Consider the following 22,391-nt stretch of genomic DNA (forward strand, 5'->3'; position numbering starts at 1 on the left):
TTTGATGACTTGTAATTTAAACTCTTTGGAATGTTTTGTGCGTTTCATGATGTCAACCTCCTTGGTACATTAAGCAGTATAATAAATTTTACTCTTACTGTCCAAGTTCATTTTGGGGCTAATAAGTTACCACTGAGGGTATATACTCAATTTTAAGCGATGTAAATTTATTAGTAGTTGTATTAGAAGTTCGTTACGTAGGTATTTGGAGTAATGTCGGTAAATTTATAAGTGTTTTCTCCATTCTTGGTTACAATCTTTAATTCATCCTTACGATCATTTAGTTCCAGGGAGATTTTATCGCCTAAATTTTCAGCATTTACAAAAATTCCAGAAAACTTATTTTTGTCCTGAGTAATTCCAGCAAAAAGCTTTATGTTTTGGCTCTCATTCTTAACATATTGCTTAAATTGGTACCTTCCGTGATAGTTTGAAATAACTATATAAGAATCCTTATTAACCCAAAAGCCATATATATCTGAAGGGGTTGGTCCTTTTTGATTTATAAACGATGGTTTATTTTCTTTTGTAGGGCCACTTTGAAATTCAACTATTTTCTTTTTAATTTCCTTTTGAATGGCCTTCTTCTCATCACAAGCGGATAAGCTTAATAGCATCAAAACGACTACTGCTGCCTTTAATAATTTCAACTTCCTACTCCCTCCTTAAATGGAAAAATTTGATATTATAAAAAAGTTTAAGATAAAAAGGTGGTGGAATCAATAATTTTTTATTTTCAACATTCAATTCTTGAGAATTTGCAGTTAGGAAAATGAAGGGAGGGGGTTATTTTTTCTTTTTCGTAGCTTCCTTCGCCAATGATTTCTTTTTCTCTTTAGCACAGCATCGGTATAGCAGGACTGGATATCTGATCGGCTGTGCCCGAGCACCTGAGCTAGATTAGCATCAATAAGGTAGTCTTTCCTGCGTTTTAAGAGTTCTTCCCGAACAACGGAATGTATTTAACCTCATTACCGTTTTTATCTCTTTCCAGAACAGGAACCCATCTTCCACTTTTAGTCTTTGTTCGAACGATCTTTCCTTTGCTATCCTTCTAGTACAATGTTTTGGAGCATTCAATTTAGGATCAGCATTTACGTGGTGCATGTTTTGATTTACTAGCATCTCCTTGGTTAATTCACCGTTACGCATAGCCTTCTCCATTTGGGAAATCTGCATCTTAATAGCCGACCTGCGGAAATCGTGGGCAGCACTGTAGCGGTTTTTTCCTAATCTAGGCACACTCTTTAATGAACTCACGAACGTCCTGATGGCTCATTTTACTTCCCCAAATTCTCTGATTATGATTTGATACCATCGTTTACTCCAAACTTAGTAAATTTTTTAGTGGAACGATGTAGTCACTGATTGTTTTTGCGGAAAGTCCTTTTTCAATGGTATGCACGGTGTAATCATAGATCATCTTTGCCTTTAACCACCTATACTTTTAACCTAGTTATGTTCTACGTATTCTTTTATTAGTTCGAGATTTTTATAATCTTTATTCATCCTAGGCCGTTTATTTCCTCTGAAGTACACCTCCAACAAACCTAAAGGCATTACTTTTAATTCTGCTTCCATTAGGTTGAAGTAACACCTGCCAGGCATCTTATCCGGCTTTGTTGCATTAAATACGGGGACTCTATTTTTTATTCTGTTTGTTTCATCAATAATTTGAACGCTCAAATCTTTTGCTGTGTAATATACTTCTTTACTAAAATCAACAAGACTGGAAATATTATTCTCCCCTAAAATTGTAAATAGTTAATTTTCTAAAAATATTCCTTGAAACTTACTTGTAAAAAATAGACAATATAGTAGTAATTTGTTTTACTGTTTATTGTAAAATTCGCTATTAATCTAGTTAGAAAGGGTAGGGTTATGGAAACAGCAAAGAGAATTGGTACAGAAAGCAAACAAGCACGTACCCCGCGTCAGAAGAAATCGACTTTACTTGGGATCCTTGTTCTTATACTCATTTTGGTTATGGTAAGTCTAGCAATAATTGAATTTAATAAAAGGGATTTAAAGAAGTTAGTATTTATTCATCCAACAGAAAAAACATTTATGAAAACAAAAACAGTGTCGGCTCGTGTTGTACAAAGTCATACTGAAACGATTTATGTAAATCCATCAAAGGGATCGATAAAAGAGGTTTTTGTTAAAGAAGGGGAAACGGTTTCTAAAGGACAACAGCTCTTTTCTTATGAAAGCCCAGCATTATCGGCAGAATTAGGACAAGCAGAAATAAATAAAGAATTAGCAGAATCGAGTGCGAAACAGTTGAAAGAGCAAATCGCTTCGTTAGAAAATGATTTACTGGAAGCGGAATCTATTACTACACCTATTACAAGTGACGCAAGCAATACCACCGTTACAACCAATCTAACGGATGTGGGTGATTCAGATCCTATAGCTGATCAATCAATATTGTCACTTAATGCGGAACTAAATACAGCAAAAGCTGACTCCCGTGCCGCAGAATTAAAGGTAGAAAAATATACGTTGGAGGCTGAAAAGCTCAAAGCCGAGCTCGATTCATTAATTGTTTACAGCACCACTGCAGGTGTGATCGTTAACTTGAACAAAAATGTAGGGCAAGGTTTCCAAGCTAAAGAAAATCAGCAAATGGCCATTATGGAAATCGCTTCTAATGATCCATTTAAAATTGAAGGAAAGCTAACAGAAGCAGAAAAAGCTAAAATTACACCAGGCCAACCTATAATAGTAACCTCCAATGTAGTTGCCAATAAGAATTGGAACGGAAAAATAACGGAGGTAAGTGATTATCCTACCTATAAAGATAAAGATTCACAACAAGAACCTATTCCATACTATTCTTTTAAAGCAAGTCTTGATTCACAAAAAGGGCTATATCCTGGCTACTCTACCTCACTGGACGTAGTTCTGCAGTCAAAACAATTACTAGCAGTTCCTGAAACGAGTATCATAGGGATTGGAAACTCGACTTATGTAATGGTACAAAAGAAAGGAATTCTACATAAACAAAAGGTAGAAACTGGTCAAAAAACAGGTCAATGGGTTGCGATTCTTAAGGGGTTAAAAGGTGAAGACAAAGTAGGAGTAAATCCATCCTGGATTGTTCACCTTGGTACATTAATTAACCTAAATTAAGCAATAATCTGGACCATTACGAAATAAATATAATACCGGGAATTTTTTATGAGATAATACGTGTCTTGATTTTAAATAATAAATTACAAGATAACACTCTAAATCAAGAAATCTTGTTAATCAATACTTCATAGCACATTAGGATATTTGAAAAACTGTTTGAGACCTGCGTAACAGGTCTGGTGGGTTCGATTCCCACGCAGTCCCGCCACCCTTGAGATATAAGGGATTTAATGAACTTAATTAGGGGAATGTTAGTACCGTATAAAGTGAAAAAAACGGCCTTTGGTCACAATAATAATAAATTAATATATATATTCTTTACTTTATAAGTTGCTCAAGTAGTTGGGCAGCTTCTTTTTGTATATTCGGTAAAACATGAGGGTATGTGTCCATTGTGATTCCAGATGTTGAATGCCCCAATCTCTCGGAAACCACTTTAGGATGTACACCCTGTTGAAACAACAAGGTGGCATGTGTATGCCTCAAATCATGGAAGCTTATATAAGGCACTCCACTTTTGTTGACCATCTTACTATAATTTTTCTTGCCATTTCGGTTGGTGATTACGTTTTATCTTTCTGTGAAAATATTATTCGACAAAATTCAACGAAAATGACCAGACCCCCAGGCCCGGTCATTTTTCACTTGAGTATTGACGTTTCAAATTAGCGCACAATTTTTCAATATCGGGGTGTTACAATTTGATATCTTTAGTCTTAACGTCGCTATTCTCAATAAACTCCACGACTTCGAGCAGTCGTTTAATTGCATCCCCCCTTTCCGCAGATTCATTTGCCAGCAGCTCCCCAGCTAAATTCAGGACCTCCGACTTAATTCGTGATATCGACAATTTCGCATCCAGCAACTCATTCAGCATAGCGCAATCCCTCCATTTTTAGGCTTCAATATATATATGTCATTACGCTGCATAGAGTTCATTCTTCCGGTACACTTTGACATAAATCGTACGCTTGCATTTCACTCTCTTTTTTTTCCAGATTCTTGTTTTGTTCCCTGTAGTAAGCCCGTGGGCTAATGCCATATACGTTTTTAAAGCGGCGAAAAAAATTAGTGTAATCGGAAAAACCAGCTGAATAGCTGCCTGTTGTGCAGGTACTTATGGCTGTTTAATTGAGAGTCGTAATAACTTAATTGCAATGGGATATGAAGACTGGTTTTAATCAACGCCTCGCTCATTTTTGAACTATACTGTTTATTTAAACTCTCTTTACGTGCAGAATTTCTGGATGATTCATAGGAATCTGGAGTATGTAAATTAGTTATTGGAAATACAAATCTAAATTCCTAGTTGACACATAGGATTAATGTGTTTATTATAATGTAATAGATACATAATATTCCAAAAATGTTATAAAAAACTTATGAGCTTAGCTTATCAGTCAACTGAAGGCTGCTTCCATTCTAAATGGGAGCAGTCTTTTTTATTAAGTGTTAGGAGGGAGCAAAGAGCATGCAGAACTTATTTGTAAAAAATAGCAAGCAGCGTAAATGGCTTGAACGGCTGTACCCATTGGAAGCAGACTTTAAAGCACAAGCCTCGCAAATCGATAAGGAGGGCAGCTTCCCTAGAGAGAATTTCCAAATGTTAAGAAAAATCGGTTATACCAAATTGACCTTACCAGAGGAATTTGGCGGGGCAGGATTTTCTCTATACGATACCATTCTCTTACAAGAAAAATTGGGAAGCTATGATGGCAGCACCGCGTGATCGATTGGATGGACATTAATGACCGTTGGAGAATTATTTGAAAATCGGTTTTGGGATTCAGATAAGTTAGCCGTTTTTGCTGATGAAGTGAATAATGGGGCCATCATTAACCGAGCAGTAAGCGAGATGGCTACAGGCAGTCCCATTCGCGGGGGCCGGTCCGAAACAAGTGCTACGCGGGCAGCTGGAAAATGGGTGATTAATGGGCGGAAGAGCTATACCACCTGCTCGCCGGAACTTGATTATTTTTTAACTTCTGCTTGGATCGAAGAAAAAGGAACGGTAGGCTTTTTCCTGATTCCAAAAGAAGCGGAAGGACTAACCATCGAGGAAAATTGGAATGTAATCGCGATGCGTGGTACCGGCAGCCATGATCTAGTATTAGAAAACGTGGTAGTGGATGAGTCGGACTTAGTCGAAATTCCCAGTTATCATACGGGGTTTAAACTGAATGGATGGGGTCTGCTGATTCCTGCCACCTATTTAGGGATCGCAAAGGCGGCCAGGGACAATGCGCTCGAATTTGCCAATACCCATTCGCCCAATAGTATTAAGGGCACAATTGCTCAACTGCCGAACGTGCAGGCGTTATTAGGCGAAATGGACTTGGAATTATACAAAGCAAGATTTGCCCTATATGGTACGGCAGAGGCTTACCTTGATGAGGATCGTCAACGGGATATCACAAATGAAGCACTTGTAGCCAAACATATTGTGACCAACTCCGCGATTACAGTGGTCGATAAAGCGATGCGATTGGTCGGAGCAAAAAGCTTACAGCTGACCAATCCACTGCAGCGTTATTACCGAGATGTCCGAGCAGGCCTGCATAATCCGCCAATGGATGATCTAACCATTTTAAAATTAGCTCAAACAGCTATTCAACAATATGAATCTAAGGGAGGAAAAGACAATGAAAATGAATAAGTTTTTTAAAATCGTCGCTACAGGAATCGCTTTAGTAACTATCATCGTAGGCTGCGACTCATCTGCAACAACTGGGGCCAAATCGGATGCGGGAGCCGCTAAGAAAGAAGTCAGGAAAGTAAAAGTAGCGTTTGATCAAGGCGGTAAACCAATCGGATACCTAGATGAAAAGGGCAACCCAACCGGATATGAAATTGAAGTCATGAAATTAGTGGATAAGGCATTGCCAGAATATGAATTCGAATATGTGCCAACATCCAGTGAAGACTTATTGGTAGGGGTGCAGCAAGGCAAATATCAAGTAGGGGTAAAAAATGCCTGGTTCACAGAGGAAAGAACGAAGAGTTATATTTTTCCGAAAGAATTCCTCGGACTCAGCGGGGTTGGTATTTTGTTAAAAAAGAAAAACGAAAATATAAAAGACTTATCAGACTTTGCTAAAGCTAAGCTTTCGTTAGCACCTATTGCGGCAAGTAATGCTCAATATACCATTGTGGATGAATATAACCAAGCCAATCCAGAAAATAAAGTTAAACTGGAAGCCGGAGATGCATTCTCAGTGGATGTCGTTCAATGGGTAAATGAAGGACGTGTAGATGGAGGCATTTATTTGGGAGCAACGTATGAAAAGCAAGTTCTTGCAAAGGATGGTCCTTATCATAATTTAGCAAATGATCTTGTTTATAATGAGTTTGCGGTTGTCAAAACATGGCCATTATTCAACAAAAAAGAACAAGAATTTGCAGATGCCTATGATCAAGCCATCAAGAAAATTAAAGAGGATAAGAAGACAAACAAATTGATGGTTAAGTTCTATAATACTGATTTATTTAAACTATTGGGTACTGTAAAAAGGTAACCATCTAAAAAGAGGTGGAATATGCAAACGTATTTTGATAGTGCCTACATTTGGGGAGCATTGCCACAACTTCTTTCGTTTTTACACGTAACTTTTATGGTTGCAGGTCTATCGGTTTTGTTCGGTACGATTCTAGGATTTATCTTAGCTGTTATGAAACTAGGAACGAGTACGGCTGCCATAAAAATCGCTAATGGGTATACCACTATTTTAAGGTGTACCCCCTCTATTGTTCTTTTATTTTTAGTGTATTATGGGCTTCCGGCAATAGCCAGTAACTTTGGTACAGATCTGAATCATCTTGACACTTCGATTTATGTTGTGATTACCTTTTCGCTGCAATTTGGGGCCATCATGTCTGAGGTGATGAGAACGGCGTATGAAGCGATCGACCGGGGACAATATGAGGCAGCGGTTAGTGTCGGACTTAGTCCTGCCCAGGCATTTCGGAGAATTGTGTTGCCGCAAGCAAGTGTTGTCGCATTGCCCAATTTCGGCAACAGCCTCCTTGAATTAATGAAAGAAGGTTCATTAGCGTATACCATTGGTTTGGTTGATATTATGGGGAAAGCAAGCCTAATTATTTCAAATAACTATAATTCTCATTCGTTAGAAATTTATCTTGCCTTATCTCTTATATACTGGGTTTTATCCATTTTGATTGAACAGTTCTTTTCAAAGTTAGAAAAGATTTTTAGTAAAGGGAAAATGGTTATAAAAACGACATAGGGGGTGACAGCATGTCGGTCGGATTGGATGTTCCATTTTTAGTAAAAACCTTTTTTATTGCATTATCTGGAGTGCCTGTAGCCTTACTCATTACGATTGTCTCCTTACTCATTGCTCTACCTTCAGGATTTTTGCTCGCCTTATCGCGGATTAATCGAATTCCCGTGATTAGCCAGTTGGCACGCGTCTATGTTTCGTTTGTGAGAGGGACTCCTGTCATTGTTCAAATTTTTATTATTTTTACTAGTGCTCCTTTACTATTGGCTCCCATATTCGAGAAGTATCATGTTAAAACGAGTATCTACGATATCAATCCGATTTGGTACGCATTTATTGTTTTCTCGTTGAATACAACGGCTATTTTAATAGAAGTATTTCGTTCTGCTATTAGCACGGTCAGTAAGGGGCAGCTGGAAGCAGCTTATTCCGTTGGGTTGAACAATGTGCAAGCGTTTAGAAGAATACTCATTCCACAAATATTAGTGGTGGCATTGCCCAATATTTGTACGGCAACGGTCAATCTTATTAAAGCCACCTCTTTGGGTTATGCTTTGTCATTGAGAGAGATTACGTTAAAAGCTCAAGTGGCAGCCAATGCTGGCTACAATTTTATTGAAGCGTACATCGATATCTTTCTTGTCTATCTCATTTTATGCAGCTTAGTGGAAACCTTATTTAAGCTGTATGAAAAACGGTTAAGAAAGTATAAAGCAGCCGCTGCCTAAGATCATGATTGGAGGCAAAGTCATGTTAGAGATTAAAAATATCCACAAGTCCTTTGGTAAGAATGAGATTTTAAAAGGAGTAGATTTACAGATTGATAGGGGTGATGTGGTTGTCATTCTTGGCCCGAGTGGCTCTGGTAAGACCACATTGCTTCGGTGCATTAACTTTCTTGAACGTGCCGATCAGGGGCAAGCCATTTTTGGTGATATTCATGTAAACCTTAAATCAGCAACCAAAAAACAAATACATCAAATCAGGCAAAAGATTGCTTTTGTGTTTCAGAATTATAATCTGTTTACGAATAAAACAGTATTAGAGAATGTGACAGAAGGTCTCATCATTGGAAGAAAGGTTCCGAAAGCAGATGCCAATGAGCTGGGGAAGCAGGCCTTGGCGAAGGTTGGATTAGCAGATAAATTGAATTCCTACCCTAGTGAACTGTCTGGCGGGCAGCAGCAGCGGGTTGGCATTGCAAGAGCGATTGCGTTAAATCCAGATATTATTTTATTTGATGAACCCACTTCTGCACTAGATCCAGAATTAGTCGGTGAAGTCTTAACCGTAATGAAAAATATTGCAAAAGAAGGAACAACCATGTTAGTAGTGACGCATGAAATGTCATTTGCAAAAGATGTAGCGAACCGAGTCATCTTTATGGATGGCGGTGTGATTGTAGAAGAGAATTCTCCAAAGGAAATTTTCTCAAGACCAAATGAAGAAAGAACGCAGCATTTCTTAAGACGGGTCATACCTGAGGATTTTATTTATCATATTTAATGAATAATAAACCTTTATAAATGGAGGCTTTTCTTCATTTCTCCCATCACAATCTACTGTAACACATGCTGCAATCGATTTGGTATAAAAAGATTAATGTTTAATGATTTAGTTATTATTTTATTCAAACGTTTTATCAAGCATTTCAAAAACAAATTGGAGGTACTTACAGAGGCTAATGCGAAGCACCGGATTTTATTTTAGAAGAACAATATATGGGGGATAAGAAAAAGGGTGAAACACCAGTTGGAGGTGTTCATCCTTTTTCTTTTATTTTTGTACTTTTGGAGTGACCTCTTATAAGGAGATATCTGAATTACTTGTTATAAATTCACTTATTAAATTTATATGTATAGATATTACCATTATAAAGAGTCTCAAAATATCCCAGAATGCTTTCCTTACCATCAAATGAAACGTTAGTAATAGCTTTTGATTTCAGAAGTGCTCCATGGTCGATTTGCAATAGTTTTTTCTGTTCAGGGGTAGGCAAAACTGCCTCCATCTCTAATTCACTGCCAAGAACTGTATAGCTTAAAGATTTCAAGTAATCATAAAAGGAGTGATTTAACGCTTCTACATTGATTGCAGGTAATACTTCTGTAGATACATAGTTATAGCTTATAGCTATTGGAGTACCATTACCTGTTCTTAATCTAACAAAATAATGAATAAAAACATTTTCTTTTAAATTCAATTTTTTTGATATCACAGGTATTTCGTTAGACTTTAAAAGTTTATAAGAAAGGAGCTTTGATCCTGGTAAAAGCCCAATACTCCTCATATCTTCTGTGAAACTTGATTGATTTTCCAGTGACTTTGTAACATGTGAAGATGATACAAAGCTGCCTTTTCCAGAAATCCGCGTGATATATTTTTTTTCTACAAGTTTATTTAGAGCTTTATTTATTGTCATTCTACTGTAACCAAAGAGTTCAGCTAATTGTTCTTCCGTTTCAATCTGATCACCAACTTTTAGTTCGCCAGTATTAATCCTATTAATTAAATAATCTTCCACTTTTGTATATTTGGGGGTATTTTTCATGTAAGTAGTACCCTTTCAATTTGATTATATATCATGGATTAATCTCCACTATTAAATGTTGAAAGATGAATGACTAAAACCATAAGCTGCAAGACAAATAAGAGATAAATCCAGCATCTTTTCTGTATTCCAGATAGATGTGAAGTCCTTATCCTCCTTACATACCATGGCTCAGGTATTTTGAAAGTAGATTCATATTAATTATATTCTTCTTGGAAATCTTTCACAATGTCTTAATAGTTTATGCCATATAGACAGTATTATGAGACTTTAAGGGATGGTAAGAGAATAAAATTATATACATATCCAAATTTGTATATACATAGTGCAGTGCAGAGCCATATATATAAGGAGTATATTTCGAATGCTTGGTTATTAGCTAAAGGGATGGGTAAATAATAAGGGGAGTTTTAATTTGAAAAATATATACATATTAACATTTGTATATACATAATATAAAACAAATGCAGCAAAGGAAGTTACGGCATCTATTTTCCGAATATTTTGTCATTTGGTAAGACGATAAAATGATAAGGAGGTATGATCTTTAAAATAGTTTAGCGGAAATGGCTTTGTTAAGTCTAATAGGAGTGATTAGTAATGAAGATGATTGATTATATTTACGATCAGCCAAATAGGCTAAAAAAAATCTTAGACTCCAGAGATGATACTTGTATACCGTTACTAAACTTAATAGAAAAGAATCAAGTTAAAAGAGTGTATTTGACGGGATCGGGAACAAGCTATCATGCGGCCTTATTAATGAAAATGTATTTTGATCAATTTACAGACTTCGAAACATCCGTTTCGATACCCACATTTTTTTCTAGATATGAAATCCTCAATAAGAATTATAAGAAAGAAGAAACTATACTCATTGCCATTTCCCAATCGGGAACGTCGGTATCCTCCATAAATGCGGTGAAAAAAGGGAATCAACTGGGGCTTCAGACCGTTGCACTAACCGAAAATTTAAACAGTTTCATCACGAATGAAGCGAAGCTAACAATTCATTTAAATTGTGGTAAAGAGAGGATACCGATTGAAACAAGAGGATATACCTCTACTGTATTTACATCCATCCTTTTGGCTGTTGAAATTGGCAAGCGGATTGGTAATCTATCAGAGCTTGATTATAAAGCAATAATGGAATCGTTGGAAAAGGATATTAGTCAGCTGCCAACTGCCGTAGAGCAAATTGAAGAATGGTACAGGATGAACAAATATGAATTAATCACCATGGAAAAAGGGGCAATCGCAGGCTATGGCTATAATTATGTGACCGCAATGGAAGGTTATTTAAAGATGTACGAAACCTTTCATAAACCACTTTCTGCCCACGAACTTGAAGAATTGCTTCATGGATATGAGATGGCCTTTGACTCCAAGCAGTATATTTTTATGATTGCATCCGAGGGAGAAGAGCTCAAATCAATAGATAAATTCAGGTCCTTTTTAGATCAGCTGACAGAGCATCAATTTGTAATCACGAATCAAAAAATCAATCTAAGAAGTAAAGACTTATATTTATCTACCCCTGTAAGTAAGGTGTTTAGTCCTATCTTATTCATTTTGCCGTTTCAAATGATGGCTGCTAGGAATTGCGAATCAATTGGGTATGACACGTCGATCTATCCACATAAAATAAGAAGTTTCTCCCATATAAGATAATTGATTGAGTTATACAAGAAATAATCGCTTTATACAAATTGCAATTCATACTTCTGGAAGGGGGTTTATAGTGTCTAATCAATTTTTAATCGCTACCCATGGTCGTCTAGCAGAAGGATTTTACGAGTCTGTAAAGTTTTTCAACAGTCAAATAGAAAATGTTCACTATATGAATGCCTATGTTAAACACAACGATTTTGAGAAGGACTTTGTCGAGAAAGTGAAAGAATTATCCGGATCTCCACTCATTGTATTGACAGATATTCCAGGGGGCAGCGTAAATAAAATTGCATCAAAATACATTTCTTCATTTGGCTATAAAGTGATTAGCGGGATCAATTTATCGATTCTATTGGAATTTGTGTTTAGTACTGAAAATCTGAATGAAGAAACGATTGAGAGGCTTGTAAAATCGTCAAGAGAACAATTAGTGTACATGAACAAATTAATCGAAGAAATGGAAGGGAAGGAGTTTACGAATGATTAGTTTGGTAAGAGTGGATGATCGCTTGGTCCATGGAATGGTTGCGGTTTCCTGGACGAGTGCGCTGAAGCCGGATTGTATTTTAGTGGCGAATGATGCGGCTTCAAAGGATGCTTTTATGAGTATGACGATGAAAATGGCGAAACCAGCTGGAGTTAGTTTGATTATAAAAAATATAGAAGAATCCGTAAGTCTACTGAATAGTGAGAAATACAAAAGTAAAAAGTTTTTTGTTGTGACTGAAAGTATAGAAGATGCCTATAAAGTCAGTGAACAGGTTGATAGTATTAAAACCGTTAATATTGGGACAGCAGGATTAAAAAAGAAAGAAAAACTCATTTCAACATTGCCGCAAATCAAAATGACAATAGAAGATTTTGAGTATGCTAGAAAGCTGCATGAAAAAGGAATTGACGTTTTTGCTCAAGTTACTCCTTCTTTAGAAAGAATGAATTATGAGGGAATCCTTAAAGCATTTCATACTATTTAGCTAAGAGGAGGCAAAAGTAATGGTTATTCAAGGAATTTTAATTGCCTTAATTGCTGCAGTCGTTTACATGGAAAGCCGAATAGGCGGGCAGCACATGTTAGATCGGCCCATTATCATTGGTCCGCTGGTTGGTTTGGTGATGGGGGACTTTCAAACGGGTTTAATTATTGGCGGTGAGCTGGAATTAGTTTGGATGGGATTGGTTGGGATTGGAACATCTACTCCTCCCGATGTGGTGGTTGGCTCTGCTTTAGCGACTGCATTAGCGATTCAAACGGGCGCCGATTATCAAACCACTTTAGCATTAGCGATTCCGATCGCGTTACTTGCTCAATTTGTAGCCATTGGGGTGGCAATATTGAATACTACTTTTGCCCATTATGCAGATAATCAGATTGCAAAGGGCAGCTGGAAAGGAATCGCCATTGGAAATTGGTCAGGTTCACTCATGTACTTCTTGTCTAAGTTTTTGATGGTGTTCATTGGATTTATGGTCGGTGGAGATGTAATTAAAGGGATCGTCAATCATATTCCTCAAGTGATCCAAGCTGGTTTAGCACAATCAGGAAATCTGCTCCCAGCTCTCGGGATTGCGATGTTAATGCAGTTAAGTCTTGATAAAAAATACGCTACCTTTCTATTCCTCGGATTTGCTCTTGTAGCTTTTTTCAATATATCAACGATTGGAGCGGCCATATTTGGTGCGATCTGCGCTTATCTATATTATCAATTTAAGCAAAGGGAAGGGGAATTATTCTAATGGAAAATAACTCAAAGAAGTTAACCAAAAAAGACTTAATGAGTGTTTATTTAAGACATTACCAGCTTCTTGGTTGTTTTAATTATGAGAGACAGATGTCGACTGGATATGGATGGGCCATGACACCTGTGATTAAAAAATTGTACGGTGATAATGATGAACAGCTAAAAGAAGGGTATCAACGACACTTAGAGTTTTTCAATTGTGCGACATCTACTTCGCCATTTATTCTTGGAATCAGTTGTGCAATGGAAGAACAATATGCGAATGCCGAAGAAGAAGAGTTTGAGGTATCTTCCATTAATTCCGTAAAAGCTGCACTAATGGGGCCGCTTGCCGGGATCGGAGACTCCTTTTTCTGGGGGACGTTTCGGGTAATTGGTGTCGGAATCGGTGCGCCATTGGCGATTAAAGGAAGTATTTTGGGACCGTTATTGTATTTTTTGATGAATGTCATACCGAGTGAATTGGTAAGATGGTTTGGGTTTAGAATTGGTTACAAGGGTGGCAGCGAGTTTTTAGCGAAGATTAGTGCAAATGGGACATTACAAAAACTAACAGAAGCCGCCAAGGTTCTTGGCCTGGTTGTGATTGGGGCTTTGATCGCTTCCATGGTCGTCATCAAATTACCTACGGCCATTAGCATTAATCACGCTAAGATTAATGTTCAAGAAACCTTAGATTCCATCATGCCTAAATTATTGCCTTTACTCGTTACGTTTGGCTGCTATAGTCTTCTGCAGAAGAGAGTCAGTGGAACCTGGATCATGTTTGGGTTGATTATCCTCGGTATACTTGGTGTGGTTTTAGGCGTTTTAAAGTAAGGGGAGGTAAGGATGAGAAGAGAAGAAATTATCGACGGATTGAAAGACGGTTTAATTGTTTCTTGCCAAGCTGTTCCGGGTGAACCTCACTACATGGATGGAATGACGGTAAAAATGGCCGAATGTGCAGAATGGGCTGGAGCTGTCGGAGTAAGAGCGAATTCACCGGACGACATAAAAAGAATAAAAGAAACGGTCAATTTACCCATCATCGGTCTTTGGAAAATAGACCGGAATATAAAGGATGTTTATTTAACGCCCGATCTAAAGGCTGCTAGGGAAATTTGGAATGCGGGTGCTGAGATTATTGCTGTTCAGGCAACTAAACATAAGAGAGATGATGGAAAGTACTCCTATGAAACGATAAAGGAAATAAAAATAGAAATTCCTGAAGCTATCATTTTCGCCGATATTTCAACTCCTGAAGATGCAAGAATCGCTTCTGAGTATGGAGCTGATTTTGTAGCTCCTACCTTACAAGGATATACAAAGGCTGGTTACTTCGATCAAGTAACAATTAAGGACGAACCTGACTTTATTTTATTACGGGATGTTGTGGAAGCAGTAAAAGGTACAGAAACAAAGGTTATTATGGAAGGTAAGGTTTCAACTCCTGAAATCGCCGTGCAATGTTTATACATGGGGGCTTATGCAGTTGTCGTTGGGAATGCCATCACTCGTCCACATATTACAGCAAAGCGATTTGCTAGAATGCTGAAGCGATACCATGACTAATTATTTAGTACCTTCATTATTCTTTATCTGTATTTTCGCTAGTTTTATCTATAAGAAGGTTATAACCAAAAAATATTTGTCGTTATTGATGGAATATAAACTTTATAAAAAAGAAGAAGAATATATGGAATTGTTGACTTCCGTACCAATTAAACTATATTTTTCATCAAAAACGATCATGGTTTTAAAAATAAAATATTATTTAGATACAAACCAATACGATCAACTAAAAGAGATCACCGAACAAATAAGGAACTCGAATGTCAAAATGAAAGATTTGGTTAGTATCCTACTATCGGTATACGCTTATTATTTAGACTTCGGGCACAGAAATGATGCATTAGAAATCTACCATTTCCTAATTAATCGTATAGATGAAGAATCGAATCAAGAATTATACCGTGAATTGAATGAATTAAAAACGATTTATATTGACCATGACAGGAACTATATAAGTGTATTGGAGAAAAAGATTGAAAAAACAAAGGTCTTACCAGAAGTGGTCATCCTTTACTTTAGACTGGCAAAACTTTATGAATTTCTTGGAGATGTGGATCAGTCGAAACTATTACTCCAAAGAGCAAAGAGTTTTTCTAAATCACAAGGACAAATGAAACAATTGGAAAGATTAATAGGAACTTGAATATCCATTTACAGGTCAACAGGGATTTGAACTAATAGGCGAGGAGAATAATATGAATAAACAAACATGGGATATGTATGATTATATTGTAGAATCAAAAGATGCGGTTAGAAGAATGGTAGATCATAAAGATGAGATTCTTAAAGAAGCGACTGAATACTTTTTCTCGGGGAATATTAATAGAATATATTTAGTAGGATCAGGAACTAGTTATCATGCGGGTTTAGCGTCCAGAAGTATAATGGAGAAAGTTTTAGGTATTCCAGTCATTGCTCAATATCCGATGGATTTTAAAGATCAAGAATTTTTACCTGATTCGAATACTTTGGTCATTGGTATTTCTCATGCAGGAAGATCTACATCTACCATACTAGCTTTGGATAAGGCCAAGGAAAAAGGGTATGCAACCATTGCTGCATCTGCTGAGAAAAATACACCCATTATGGATCATGCAGAACGTTTCTTAGAAATTTCAGTCGGACCTGAATATGCAGGGCCAAAAACAAAAGGTTATATTGGAACTGTAGCTACATTGGTATTATTGGCTCTAAACATTGGCTTAAAATCAAAAAAAATCACTGCGTTAGAATATGAGAGCTATGTATCCGATTTGCTTGATACAACAGATAATATCCCTGCTATTGCTGGAAAAAGTGTTGATTGGTATAACCATAATAAAGAGGAATTACTTAAATCTAGAAGAATGATCATTGTGGGTTATGAGCAGTGCAAGTCTGCTTTAATGGAAGGAACATTAAAAGTACTAGAAGCAGTTAGATACAGTGTAACTGGATATGAATTAGAGGAATTCATGCATGGCGTTTATCATTCTATTGATCAAGATACCTTCATGCTCTATATTGGTTCAGAAGGGCAGTACTACAATAGAATGATGAATATGAGAAACTATTTTGAAATGGAAAGAGGAAATAAAAACTTTGTTATAACCTCTGATAAAGGTCTTGAAAATGATACTCATAATTTAATCTTTGATTTTAAAAATCATCAGTATTTTGCTTCTTTAGAATATGTTGTACCATTACAAGTCCTTGCTAGAAAGCTTTCTTCAGATTTAGGGATTGATTGCAATATCTCTTCAGATCCTGGTTTCCATAAAAAAATGGGGAGTTATACTTATTAAATTATCAAGTAATAGCTACGTTTTATAAGCCCTATTGATAAAAAGATAAGACGCACCTTTCCGGTGTATGTATATAGCATAAGCCGTATTTGATTTTTTTAATCAAAGCTACGGCTTTTTTTCAATTTATTTGCTACATGAAAGGACTCTGAAAAAATGATGATGAGCTATCCAATGAATCATGCATTGCAACGAATATCCAGTTTTTCCAAACCAATTTCTCATATAGAAGAGAACAATATACTGTCACAGAGGTAGCTTGATTGAATTACCTAAATTATAGGAATGTTCGATAACAAATTTTGTCTTTTCTGAGAAACATTTATGTTTCGAAGGTCAGTTAAATATTTAGTAGCCATTTTCCTCTTATTAGTTTTAATATTATTATATAGTGATCCTGCACTCACAGCAGCTGGGACAAACCCTAGGCCTTCATTGATAATTTCTAATATTTTGCCACCACCATTAAAAGCAAGCAATATTGCCAATGTGGCAGATAGTAAATCAGAACTTAAGGTAATAATATCCGCTCTCATTTCTTTTAATGACCATTCTATGTTTTCTGTTATTTCCTTGAAACTCAAATCAGTTAATTTCTTGTCAGAAAATGAAGAAAGCTGCTGCAATGCAAAGTGGAAAGCTTTTAGGTTTTTTTGGAAATTCTCTTGGTTCCTTAAATCTATAATTTTCCCAATCGGAATATTTCTTAAATCAACTGGTAATACAAGAGAAATATATTTTTTCATATGATGTAATTCTTCTAAATCATTATTATATGTCCATAAATCATCAAAAAAACTTATTATCTCATCTTCATGTTCAATGTCAGTTATTATTGACATATCATGCCTATCACCAATATTATGTGCTAAAACTCCCATGTAAGTAGTTGCAAGTTGGGAAGGTATTAATATGCCGTTTGCAGAAGGTTGAGAAAATCCCCATTCTTTGCAAAAATGTGCAAATTCATGGCTGAATTTTGTTTCAAATAATTCATAATTTTGATTATGACTTTGTCTCCATAGATTAACAACATCTATTTCTCCTAAATTTTTTATGATCTTCTTAGGGTTATTGAGATATTGTGAGATAGAGTCAATTACTTCTCTTGTGGTTCTTTTTGCCTCAAGACTCTCTGGCTGATGTTTTTTTAATAAATTAGTTTCATTATGTACTAATTTGTAGTCCTCACTTAAAAAATATTCAGCCTCCATTGGAACTATTGTGCTGATTTCATCCATATATAACAATGCAAACTTTAGCCAAGTTTCATCTTGAATTTCAAACCCTGGATAATATAGTGTTTTTTTCAACTCTATTCCCCTCCTTATAGTTTCAACAATCACTTATCTACTATTATCTTATTTTTAAGCAAAAAAGGAAACTATTACAATGTTAGCCAATAATAACCCTTTCCTATTACATATTCAGGAGTATTATTTTGGTTAAAAATCAATTTATAAGTCATATTTGCCATATCATATATTTTTTAAAATGAATTACTGAAGGTACAGCCTGTCCTAGAATTTCATCCATCTAATTGAGAAGAGGCATATTCTTTTTTTGAAATCTATTATAAATTGTCCTTGGTTCTAAATTTTAATTCTACGAAGGAATAAACGATTATTCTATAGAAATGTTTTTAGCTGGCTATTAACAATGTAATATAAATACATTAGTAAGTTTTACTCATAAAATATGTAAGAATAAGAGGACTAATGTCGTTTATGTGGAACATATAAACATAGATAAGAAGTAGAGTGGTGTTTACATATTTACTCGTCAACTAATGAAGACTGCACTACAGGCGTAATAAAAAACCGATGAAAATAATTCAATCCAGAATTGGGGGAATCAAAGGTGCAGGAAAAATCAAAGACCGGAATTTTAAAGAATCTTGACTTTAGGGATTCATTGATCATTGACAAATATAATTCTGATCTTCAAACATGGAGAAGGAAAAAGTTAGACCATTTAAAAAGTGAAAACAGTGAAGATGCGATGACTTGGAATGTATTTCGGAGTCTTAAACAAATTAATCCGAATATATGGTTTCCGCTGTTATTTAAAAACTCCTTCCCTCAAGAATTTGGATACTCTTCGGAATCAATGGAAATTAGCTTATGGAAAAAGATCCAACCGTTCGCACGTCTTGTAAAAGAAGGTCCAACAGAAGTAGATATTATCATAGAAACCAACGAGTTTGTATGGTTGATTGAAGCAAAATATAAAAGCGATATTAGTAAAAATACTACTCATGATACATCTCGAAATCAGGTCATACGTAATATTGATGTCGGCTTAGACTATGCAAAAGGGAAAGACTTGTATTTTTCATTGCTGATATTTGATGAAAAACATTCACCTGCAGGATATTCAATCATGAATAAGTACCGCCAATCAATGATTCATGTGGTGAAAGAGCTCCCCTATAGGATTGACGGTTGTAAAAATTTGAAAGGGATTAGTATTATTACTTGGAGTGATATCCTAAATGTATTAGATGAATCAAACAAATTAGCAGAAAACGAATTTGAAAGATTTATAGCAAAACAAGCTGAACAATGGTTAAGAAAAAAGATTGAAAAGCCAACTATTCTAAAAAACAGTGCTATTTTTGATGAAACAGAAACGTACAGATATTCTCTTACAAGAGTATGGGATTTATCAAAGGAGAAAGTTGTATTTATTTGTTTAAATCCAAGTACCGCTGACGCAGAATTCGATGACCCGACCTTAAAACGGTGCATTGACTTTGCCAAAAGATGGCACAACCGTAAATATGGATCTCTTGAAATGGTAAATCTATTTTCCTATCGTTCCACTGATTTTGATAATTTAAAAGGTATGGATGACCCTATTGGAAGAAAAACGAATAATCACATACTAAATGCAGTTCAGAGTGCAAATTTAGTGGTGGTTGCATGGGGTGAGAATGGCTCCTACAGAAATCGTGATAAGGAAGTTTTGAAGATGCTTTCAAGTCAAAAAACCCCCATACATTGTTTGGAAGTTTTGAAGTGCAAGCAACCAAAACATCCCTTATATGCAAAAAAAGAATTAAATCCAACTATCTTCTTACTATAATGACGATTATGGAAAGAAGTAAGGCAATAATATAAACAGGTAAGGAGTGTACCAAACATGGTGCACCTTTTTGAATGTAAGAGGGCCCTACTAAACTAAATGCTCATGTTTTTGATATTTTTGGCAAAAAAATGATTAAATGCGAGCTATCATGCTGTTAAGGAATGCGATGTACTGCTGATGCTTGGTACCGATTTTCCATACAGCATGAAACTCATGGATTCAACCAATCCCACTCTAGTTTTTCACCATTAAACTCAAAACAAATCGGTTTAATTTGAATCACTCCTGTTTGGTGCTTTTCATTTAATCGCTCCTCATAATACTGAAAAAACTTCTCTTTTAAAATTCCGTAGAAGTAAGCAATCGGTTTTTTGACAGAATTGGTCCATTTTAGTTTTCGAATTAACTGCTTAAAGGATCTGATGGCAAGGTTAACGATTAGATCCCTTTTATGGTCAAGTTCATAGCCATAGGCAGTGATTTGGGTCATATGCCAATATTCTTCAATCACCTTTGCATCTGGAAAGAAGCATTTAATGATTTCCACGAAAGGCTGTGGAACACGATTGCTTACATAGGTGTAATCCAATTGATACGGTTCCTCTTTACGTTTTTTTATCTTTTGCTCTTTTTCAGTTTTTAAAAGATTAATAGTTTCTATAGGGCGGTCCATGCTATCTTGTTTGGGTGGTTCACAAGCAGGAAAACGATTAAATACATAGAGATTGCTGGACTGGGATCCATTGCTTCTTTCGGTTTCATAGACAGTGAAAATTCCAATTTTCTTACCTTTAAGAATCATCCGTTTAAAAGTCGAACGTGAAAGGATGTTTTCAGAATACTGTTGATTAATCGCTTTTAAAATGGTTCCAATTTTGGCATTACACACACCAGGGATCTTGGCAGAGAACCGCACTAATCTTTTTAATCCGATTAATTCACCCTTTGTAAAGTCCTTCTTATGATCAAGCAGCCACATTTCCATATGGTGGTTAAACTCCTCTAAATTTTTAAATTGCGAATAATGCTCGAATCCCTCGAAATTGCCAGATTTTAAATTCATATACATGAGCACCCTATTCCATTGATCTTGGCCAGTAAACAGGACAATCCACATTTCTGGCATTTCTAAGATATCGTTTATAGCTAAGGAATTCTAATCGCAAAAAATCGAATTTGAGGCCATTTTTAATTCTTAAAGCCCTTTTTTGGCTATTAAATTAGTAATTTGGAGCCGTTTTTTACATTTTGGCTTATTTTTTGATTATTTTATTGGTTGAGTAATTAAATCTATTTTTTAGATTAAATTGCTTCAAAAAAGGAAAAACTCCTGTCCATTTTCTTCATTCACCCTTATATAAACTGTGAAAAAGAGAGTAAAAGAATCCGATTCTGATGTGATCCAATAGGGCTGGAAAAGCTAGAATTTAACCATCAAAATGCCTGGTTTTAGGAGGGAAATTTGAAATGAGGGAGGTATTTTCTTTGCGAAAAAGAGTAACAGGAGTCGCATTAATAGCAGTCACAACTTTTCTAGAGTTTCATCCACTATCATCTCAGCAAGAAGAAATAAAACCAGGGTCAGCGGGCTGCAGGCTGAAATTCCAGCGAGTTCTTCAAGTAAAGCGGATGCGAATGTCATCCCGACAGGCCAAGTCCCTGTCACATTAGTGGACGTCATTGATGGAGATTCCATCAAAGTGAGAGTCAACGGAAAGTTGGAAAAAGTGCGCTATTTATTAATCGATACACCGGAATCAAAAAAGCCAGATATGTGTGTTCAGCCATATGCAATAGAGGCTTACAAGAGGAATGATGAGCTAGTGAAAAGTGGAAGATTAACGATAGAGCTGGAACAATTGGTCACAAGGGATTCGTATGGACTACTATTAGCTTATGTTTACTTCGATGGAAAATCCGTTCAAGAAACACTGCTTAAGGAAGGATTCGCAAGAGTGGGATATATTATAAATCCACCCTATAAATATCTGGCTTTATATACGGAGGATGAGGGGGTGGCGAGACAGGGAAAAGTAAATATTTGGAGTGAGCCGGGGTTTGTGACAAAGTGGCGATTTAATGAGTTTCTACCATAATCACACCCTTACCTAAAGGAAGAATCTGGAAGACTGTATTCATCCTCAAAGCCCTATTAAAATTAATAAAATAGTAACTCAAATAAAAATGACCAGACCCCCAGGCCCGGTCATTTTTACTTAGGTTTTGACATTTCCAATTAGCTCACGATTTTTCAACATCGGGGTTTTACAATTTGATATCTTTGGTCTTAACGTCTCTATTCTCAATAAACTCTACGATTTCGAGCAGTCGATTAATGGCAAAATCCTTATCCGCAACTTCATTCACTAGCAGCTCCCCAGCTAAATTCAGGACCTCCGACTTAATTCGTGATATCGACAATTTCGCATCCAGTAACTCATTCGGCATAGGGTAATACCTCCATTTTAGGCTTCAATATATATTTGTGGTTACGCTGCATAGAGTTCTTTCTTCCGGTACACGTTGATATAAATTGTACGCTGTTTACCTAATCAGACTGGGTCCTTAAGATGATCGCATTGGCGAGTGTGTATATTGACCAACACCTGACAAACTAGGAAAT

At 36.1% G+C, this 22,391-nt stretch carries 26 protein-coding genes; 17 read left to right on the top strand and 9 right to left on the bottom strand.

Annotation, left to right across the window (positions count from 1 at the left end):
* Positions 1-182: 182 nt before the first annotated feature.
* Positions 183-650, bottom strand: coding sequence for a hypothetical protein (locus tag M3226_RS28710; protein WP_251572598.1), 468 nt, complete (start codon positions 648-650; stop codon positions 183-185).
* Between the two features lie 256 nt (positions 651-906).
* Positions 907-1,260 (bottom strand): hypothetical protein, encoded by a 354-nt coding sequence (locus M3226_RS28715; RefSeq protein WP_251572600.1) that lies wholly within the window; start codon positions 1,258-1,260, stop codon positions 907-909.
* A gap of 621 nt (positions 1,261-1,881) precedes the next feature.
* Between M3226_RS28715 and M3226_RS28720 the strand changes: the two genes are divergently transcribed.
* Positions 1,882-3,135 (top strand): efflux RND transporter periplasmic adaptor subunit, encoded by a 1,254-nt coding sequence (locus M3226_RS28720; RefSeq protein ID WP_251572602.1) that lies wholly within the window; start codon positions 1,882-1,884, stop codon positions 3,133-3,135.
* A gap of 321 nt (positions 3,136-3,456) precedes the next feature.
* On the opposite strand, the gene M3226_RS28725 is transcribed toward M3226_RS28720, so the two are convergent.
* On the bottom strand, positions 3,457-3,702 hold the full coding sequence (locus M3226_RS28725) for a tyrosine-type recombinase/integrase (RefSeq protein WP_308212008.1): 246 nt from the start codon (positions 3,700-3,702) through the stop codon (positions 3,457-3,459).
* Positions 3,703-3,832: 130 nt separating this feature from the next.
* Positions 3,833-4,015: a hypothetical protein gene (locus M3226_RS28730; RefSeq protein WP_144568094.1), complete on the bottom strand. Its 183-nt coding sequence runs from the start codon at positions 4,013-4,015 to the stop codon at positions 3,833-3,835.
* Positions 4,016-4,609: 594 nt separating this feature from the next.
* On the opposite strand from M3226_RS28730, the gene M3226_RS32990 reads away from it, so the two are divergent.
* The 6 genes from M3226_RS32990 to M3226_RS28755 are packed head-to-tail and all read left to right on the top strand — an operon-like array spanning position 4,610 to position 8,885.
* The gene (locus M3226_RS32990; RefSeq protein WP_308212004.1) at positions 4,610-4,867 is read left to right on the top strand and encodes an acyl-CoA dehydrogenase family protein; all 258 of its coding nucleotides are present in this window, start codon (positions 4,610-4,612) and stop codon (positions 4,865-4,867) included.
* Positions 4,868-4,885: 18 nt separating this feature from the next.
* Entirely contained in the window at positions 4,886-5,794 is a 909-nt protein-coding gene (locus M3226_RS28735; protein WP_308212005.1) for an acyl-CoA dehydrogenase, read from the top strand.
* Positions 5,781-6,653 carry a transporter substrate-binding domain-containing protein gene (locus tag M3226_RS28740; protein ID WP_251572606.1) on the top strand — a complete coding sequence of 291 codons (873 nt, stop codon included), beginning with the start codon at positions 5,781-5,783 and terminating at the stop codon, positions 6,651-6,653. The genes M3226_RS28735 and M3226_RS28740 overlap by 14 nt, the downstream gene beginning before the upstream one ends.
* Before the next feature lie 21 nt (positions 6,654-6,674).
* Entirely contained in the window at positions 6,675-7,382 is a 708-nt protein-coding gene (locus M3226_RS28745) for an amino acid ABC transporter permease (RefSeq protein WP_251572608.1), read from the top strand.
* 11 nt (positions 7,383-7,393) lie between these two features.
* Positions 7,394-8,107 (top strand): amino acid ABC transporter permease, encoded by a 714-nt coding sequence (locus M3226_RS28750; protein ID WP_251572610.1) that lies wholly within the window; start codon positions 7,394-7,396, stop codon positions 8,105-8,107.
* A 22-nt stretch (positions 8,108-8,129) separates the two neighbouring features.
* Positions 8,130-8,885: an amino acid ABC transporter ATP-binding protein gene (locus tag M3226_RS28755; RefSeq protein ID WP_251572612.1), complete on the top strand. Its 756-nt coding sequence runs from the start codon at positions 8,130-8,132 to the stop codon at positions 8,883-8,885.
* A gap of 331 nt (positions 8,886-9,216) precedes the next feature.
* On the opposite strand, the gene M3226_RS28760 is transcribed toward M3226_RS28755, so the two are convergent.
* Positions 9,217-9,930: a GntR family transcriptional regulator gene (locus tag M3226_RS28760; protein ID WP_251572614.1), complete on the bottom strand. Its 714-nt coding sequence runs from the start codon at positions 9,928-9,930 to the stop codon at positions 9,217-9,219.
* A 600-nt stretch (positions 9,931-10,530) separates the two neighbouring features.
* On the opposite strand from M3226_RS28760, the gene M3226_RS28765 reads away from it, so the two are divergent.
* The 8 genes from M3226_RS28765 (at position 10,531) to M3226_RS28800 (ending at position 16,678) form a co-directional block, all read left to right on the top strand.
* On the top strand, positions 10,531-11,601 hold the full coding sequence (locus M3226_RS28765) for an SIS domain-containing protein (protein WP_251572616.1): 1,071 nt from the start codon (positions 10,531-10,533) through the stop codon (positions 11,599-11,601).
* Positions 11,602-11,671: 70 nt separating this feature from the next.
* Positions 11,672-12,088: a PTS sugar transporter subunit IIA gene (locus M3226_RS28770; protein ID WP_251572617.1), complete on the top strand. Its 417-nt coding sequence runs from the start codon at positions 11,672-11,674 to the stop codon at positions 12,086-12,088.
* The gene (locus tag M3226_RS28775; RefSeq protein WP_251572619.1) at positions 12,081-12,575 is read left to right on the top strand and encodes a PTS sugar transporter subunit IIB; all 495 of its coding nucleotides are present in this window, start codon (positions 12,081-12,083) and stop codon (positions 12,573-12,575) included. Before M3226_RS28770 ends, M3226_RS28775 begins: the two co-directional genes overlap by 8 nt.
* Positions 12,576-12,594: 19 nt before the next feature.
* The gene (locus tag M3226_RS28780; protein WP_251572621.1) at positions 12,595-13,335 is read left to right on the top strand and encodes a PTS mannose/fructose/sorbose/N-acetylgalactosamine transporter subunit IIC; all 741 of its coding nucleotides are present in this window, start codon (positions 12,595-12,597) and stop codon (positions 13,333-13,335) included.
* The gene (locus tag M3226_RS28785) at positions 13,335-14,159 is read left to right on the top strand and encodes a PTS system mannose/fructose/sorbose family transporter subunit IID (RefSeq protein ID WP_251572623.1); all 825 of its coding nucleotides are present in this window, start codon (positions 13,335-13,337) and stop codon (positions 14,157-14,159) included. Before M3226_RS28780 ends, M3226_RS28785 begins: the two co-directional genes overlap by 1 nt.
* 12 nt (positions 14,160-14,171) lie before the next feature.
* Positions 14,172-14,894, top strand: coding sequence for an N-acetylmannosamine-6-phosphate 2-epimerase (locus tag M3226_RS28790; RefSeq protein ID WP_251572625.1), 723 nt, complete (start codon positions 14,172-14,174; stop codon positions 14,892-14,894).
* Positions 14,887-15,537 carry a hypothetical protein gene (locus M3226_RS28795; protein WP_251572627.1) on the top strand — a complete coding sequence of 217 codons (651 nt, stop codon included), beginning with the start codon at positions 14,887-14,889 and terminating at the stop codon, positions 15,535-15,537. Before M3226_RS28790 ends, M3226_RS28795 begins: the two co-directional genes overlap by 8 nt.
* A gap of 52 nt (positions 15,538-15,589) precedes the next feature.
* A complete protein-coding gene (locus M3226_RS28800) occupies positions 15,590-16,678 on the top strand; it encodes an SIS domain-containing protein (protein ID WP_251572629.1) in 1,089 nt (362 codons plus the stop codon).
* A 272-nt stretch (positions 16,679-16,950) separates the two neighbouring features.
* On the opposite strand, the gene M3226_RS28805 is transcribed toward M3226_RS28800, so the two are convergent.
* Positions 16,951-17,991 (bottom strand): hypothetical protein, encoded by a 1,041-nt coding sequence (locus M3226_RS28805; protein WP_251572631.1) that lies wholly within the window; start codon positions 17,989-17,991, stop codon positions 16,951-16,953.
* 547 nt (positions 17,992-18,538) lie between these two features.
* Between M3226_RS28805 and M3226_RS32605 the strand changes: the two genes are divergently transcribed.
* Positions 18,539-19,765, top strand: coding sequence for a DUF1643 domain-containing protein (locus M3226_RS32605; RefSeq protein ID WP_251572633.1), 1,227 nt, complete (start codon positions 18,539-18,541; stop codon positions 19,763-19,765).
* 214 nt (positions 19,766-19,979) lie between these two features.
* On the opposite strand, the gene M3226_RS28815 is transcribed toward M3226_RS32605, so the two are convergent.
* Together M3226_RS28815 and M3226_RS28820 are read right to left on the bottom strand one after the other, a co-directional pair.
* Positions 19,980-20,831: a hypothetical protein gene (locus M3226_RS28815; protein ID WP_251572635.1), complete on the bottom strand. Its 852-nt coding sequence runs from the start codon at positions 20,829-20,831 to the stop codon at positions 19,980-19,982.
* A 459-nt stretch (positions 20,832-21,290) separates the two neighbouring features.
* Positions 21,291-21,449 (bottom strand): hypothetical protein, encoded by a 159-nt coding sequence (locus tag M3226_RS28820; RefSeq protein ID WP_251572636.1) that lies wholly within the window; start codon positions 21,447-21,449, stop codon positions 21,291-21,293.
* Between the two features lie 19 nt (positions 21,450-21,468).
* On the opposite strand from M3226_RS28820, the gene M3226_RS28825 reads away from it, so the two are divergent.
* Positions 21,469-21,864: a thermonuclease family protein gene (locus tag M3226_RS28825; RefSeq protein ID WP_308212006.1), complete on the top strand. Its 396-nt coding sequence runs from the start codon at positions 21,469-21,471 to the stop codon at positions 21,862-21,864.
* Between the two features lie 169 nt (positions 21,865-22,033).
* Here the strand turns inward: M3226_RS28825 and M3226_RS28830 are convergent, their stop codons facing one another.
* On the bottom strand, positions 22,034-22,216 hold the full coding sequence (locus M3226_RS28830) for a hypothetical protein (RefSeq protein WP_251572638.1): 183 nt from the start codon (positions 22,214-22,216) through the stop codon (positions 22,034-22,036).
* Positions 22,217-22,391 lie beyond the last annotated feature (175 nt).

The sequence above is a fragment of the Neobacillus cucumis genome, assembly GCF_023715505.1.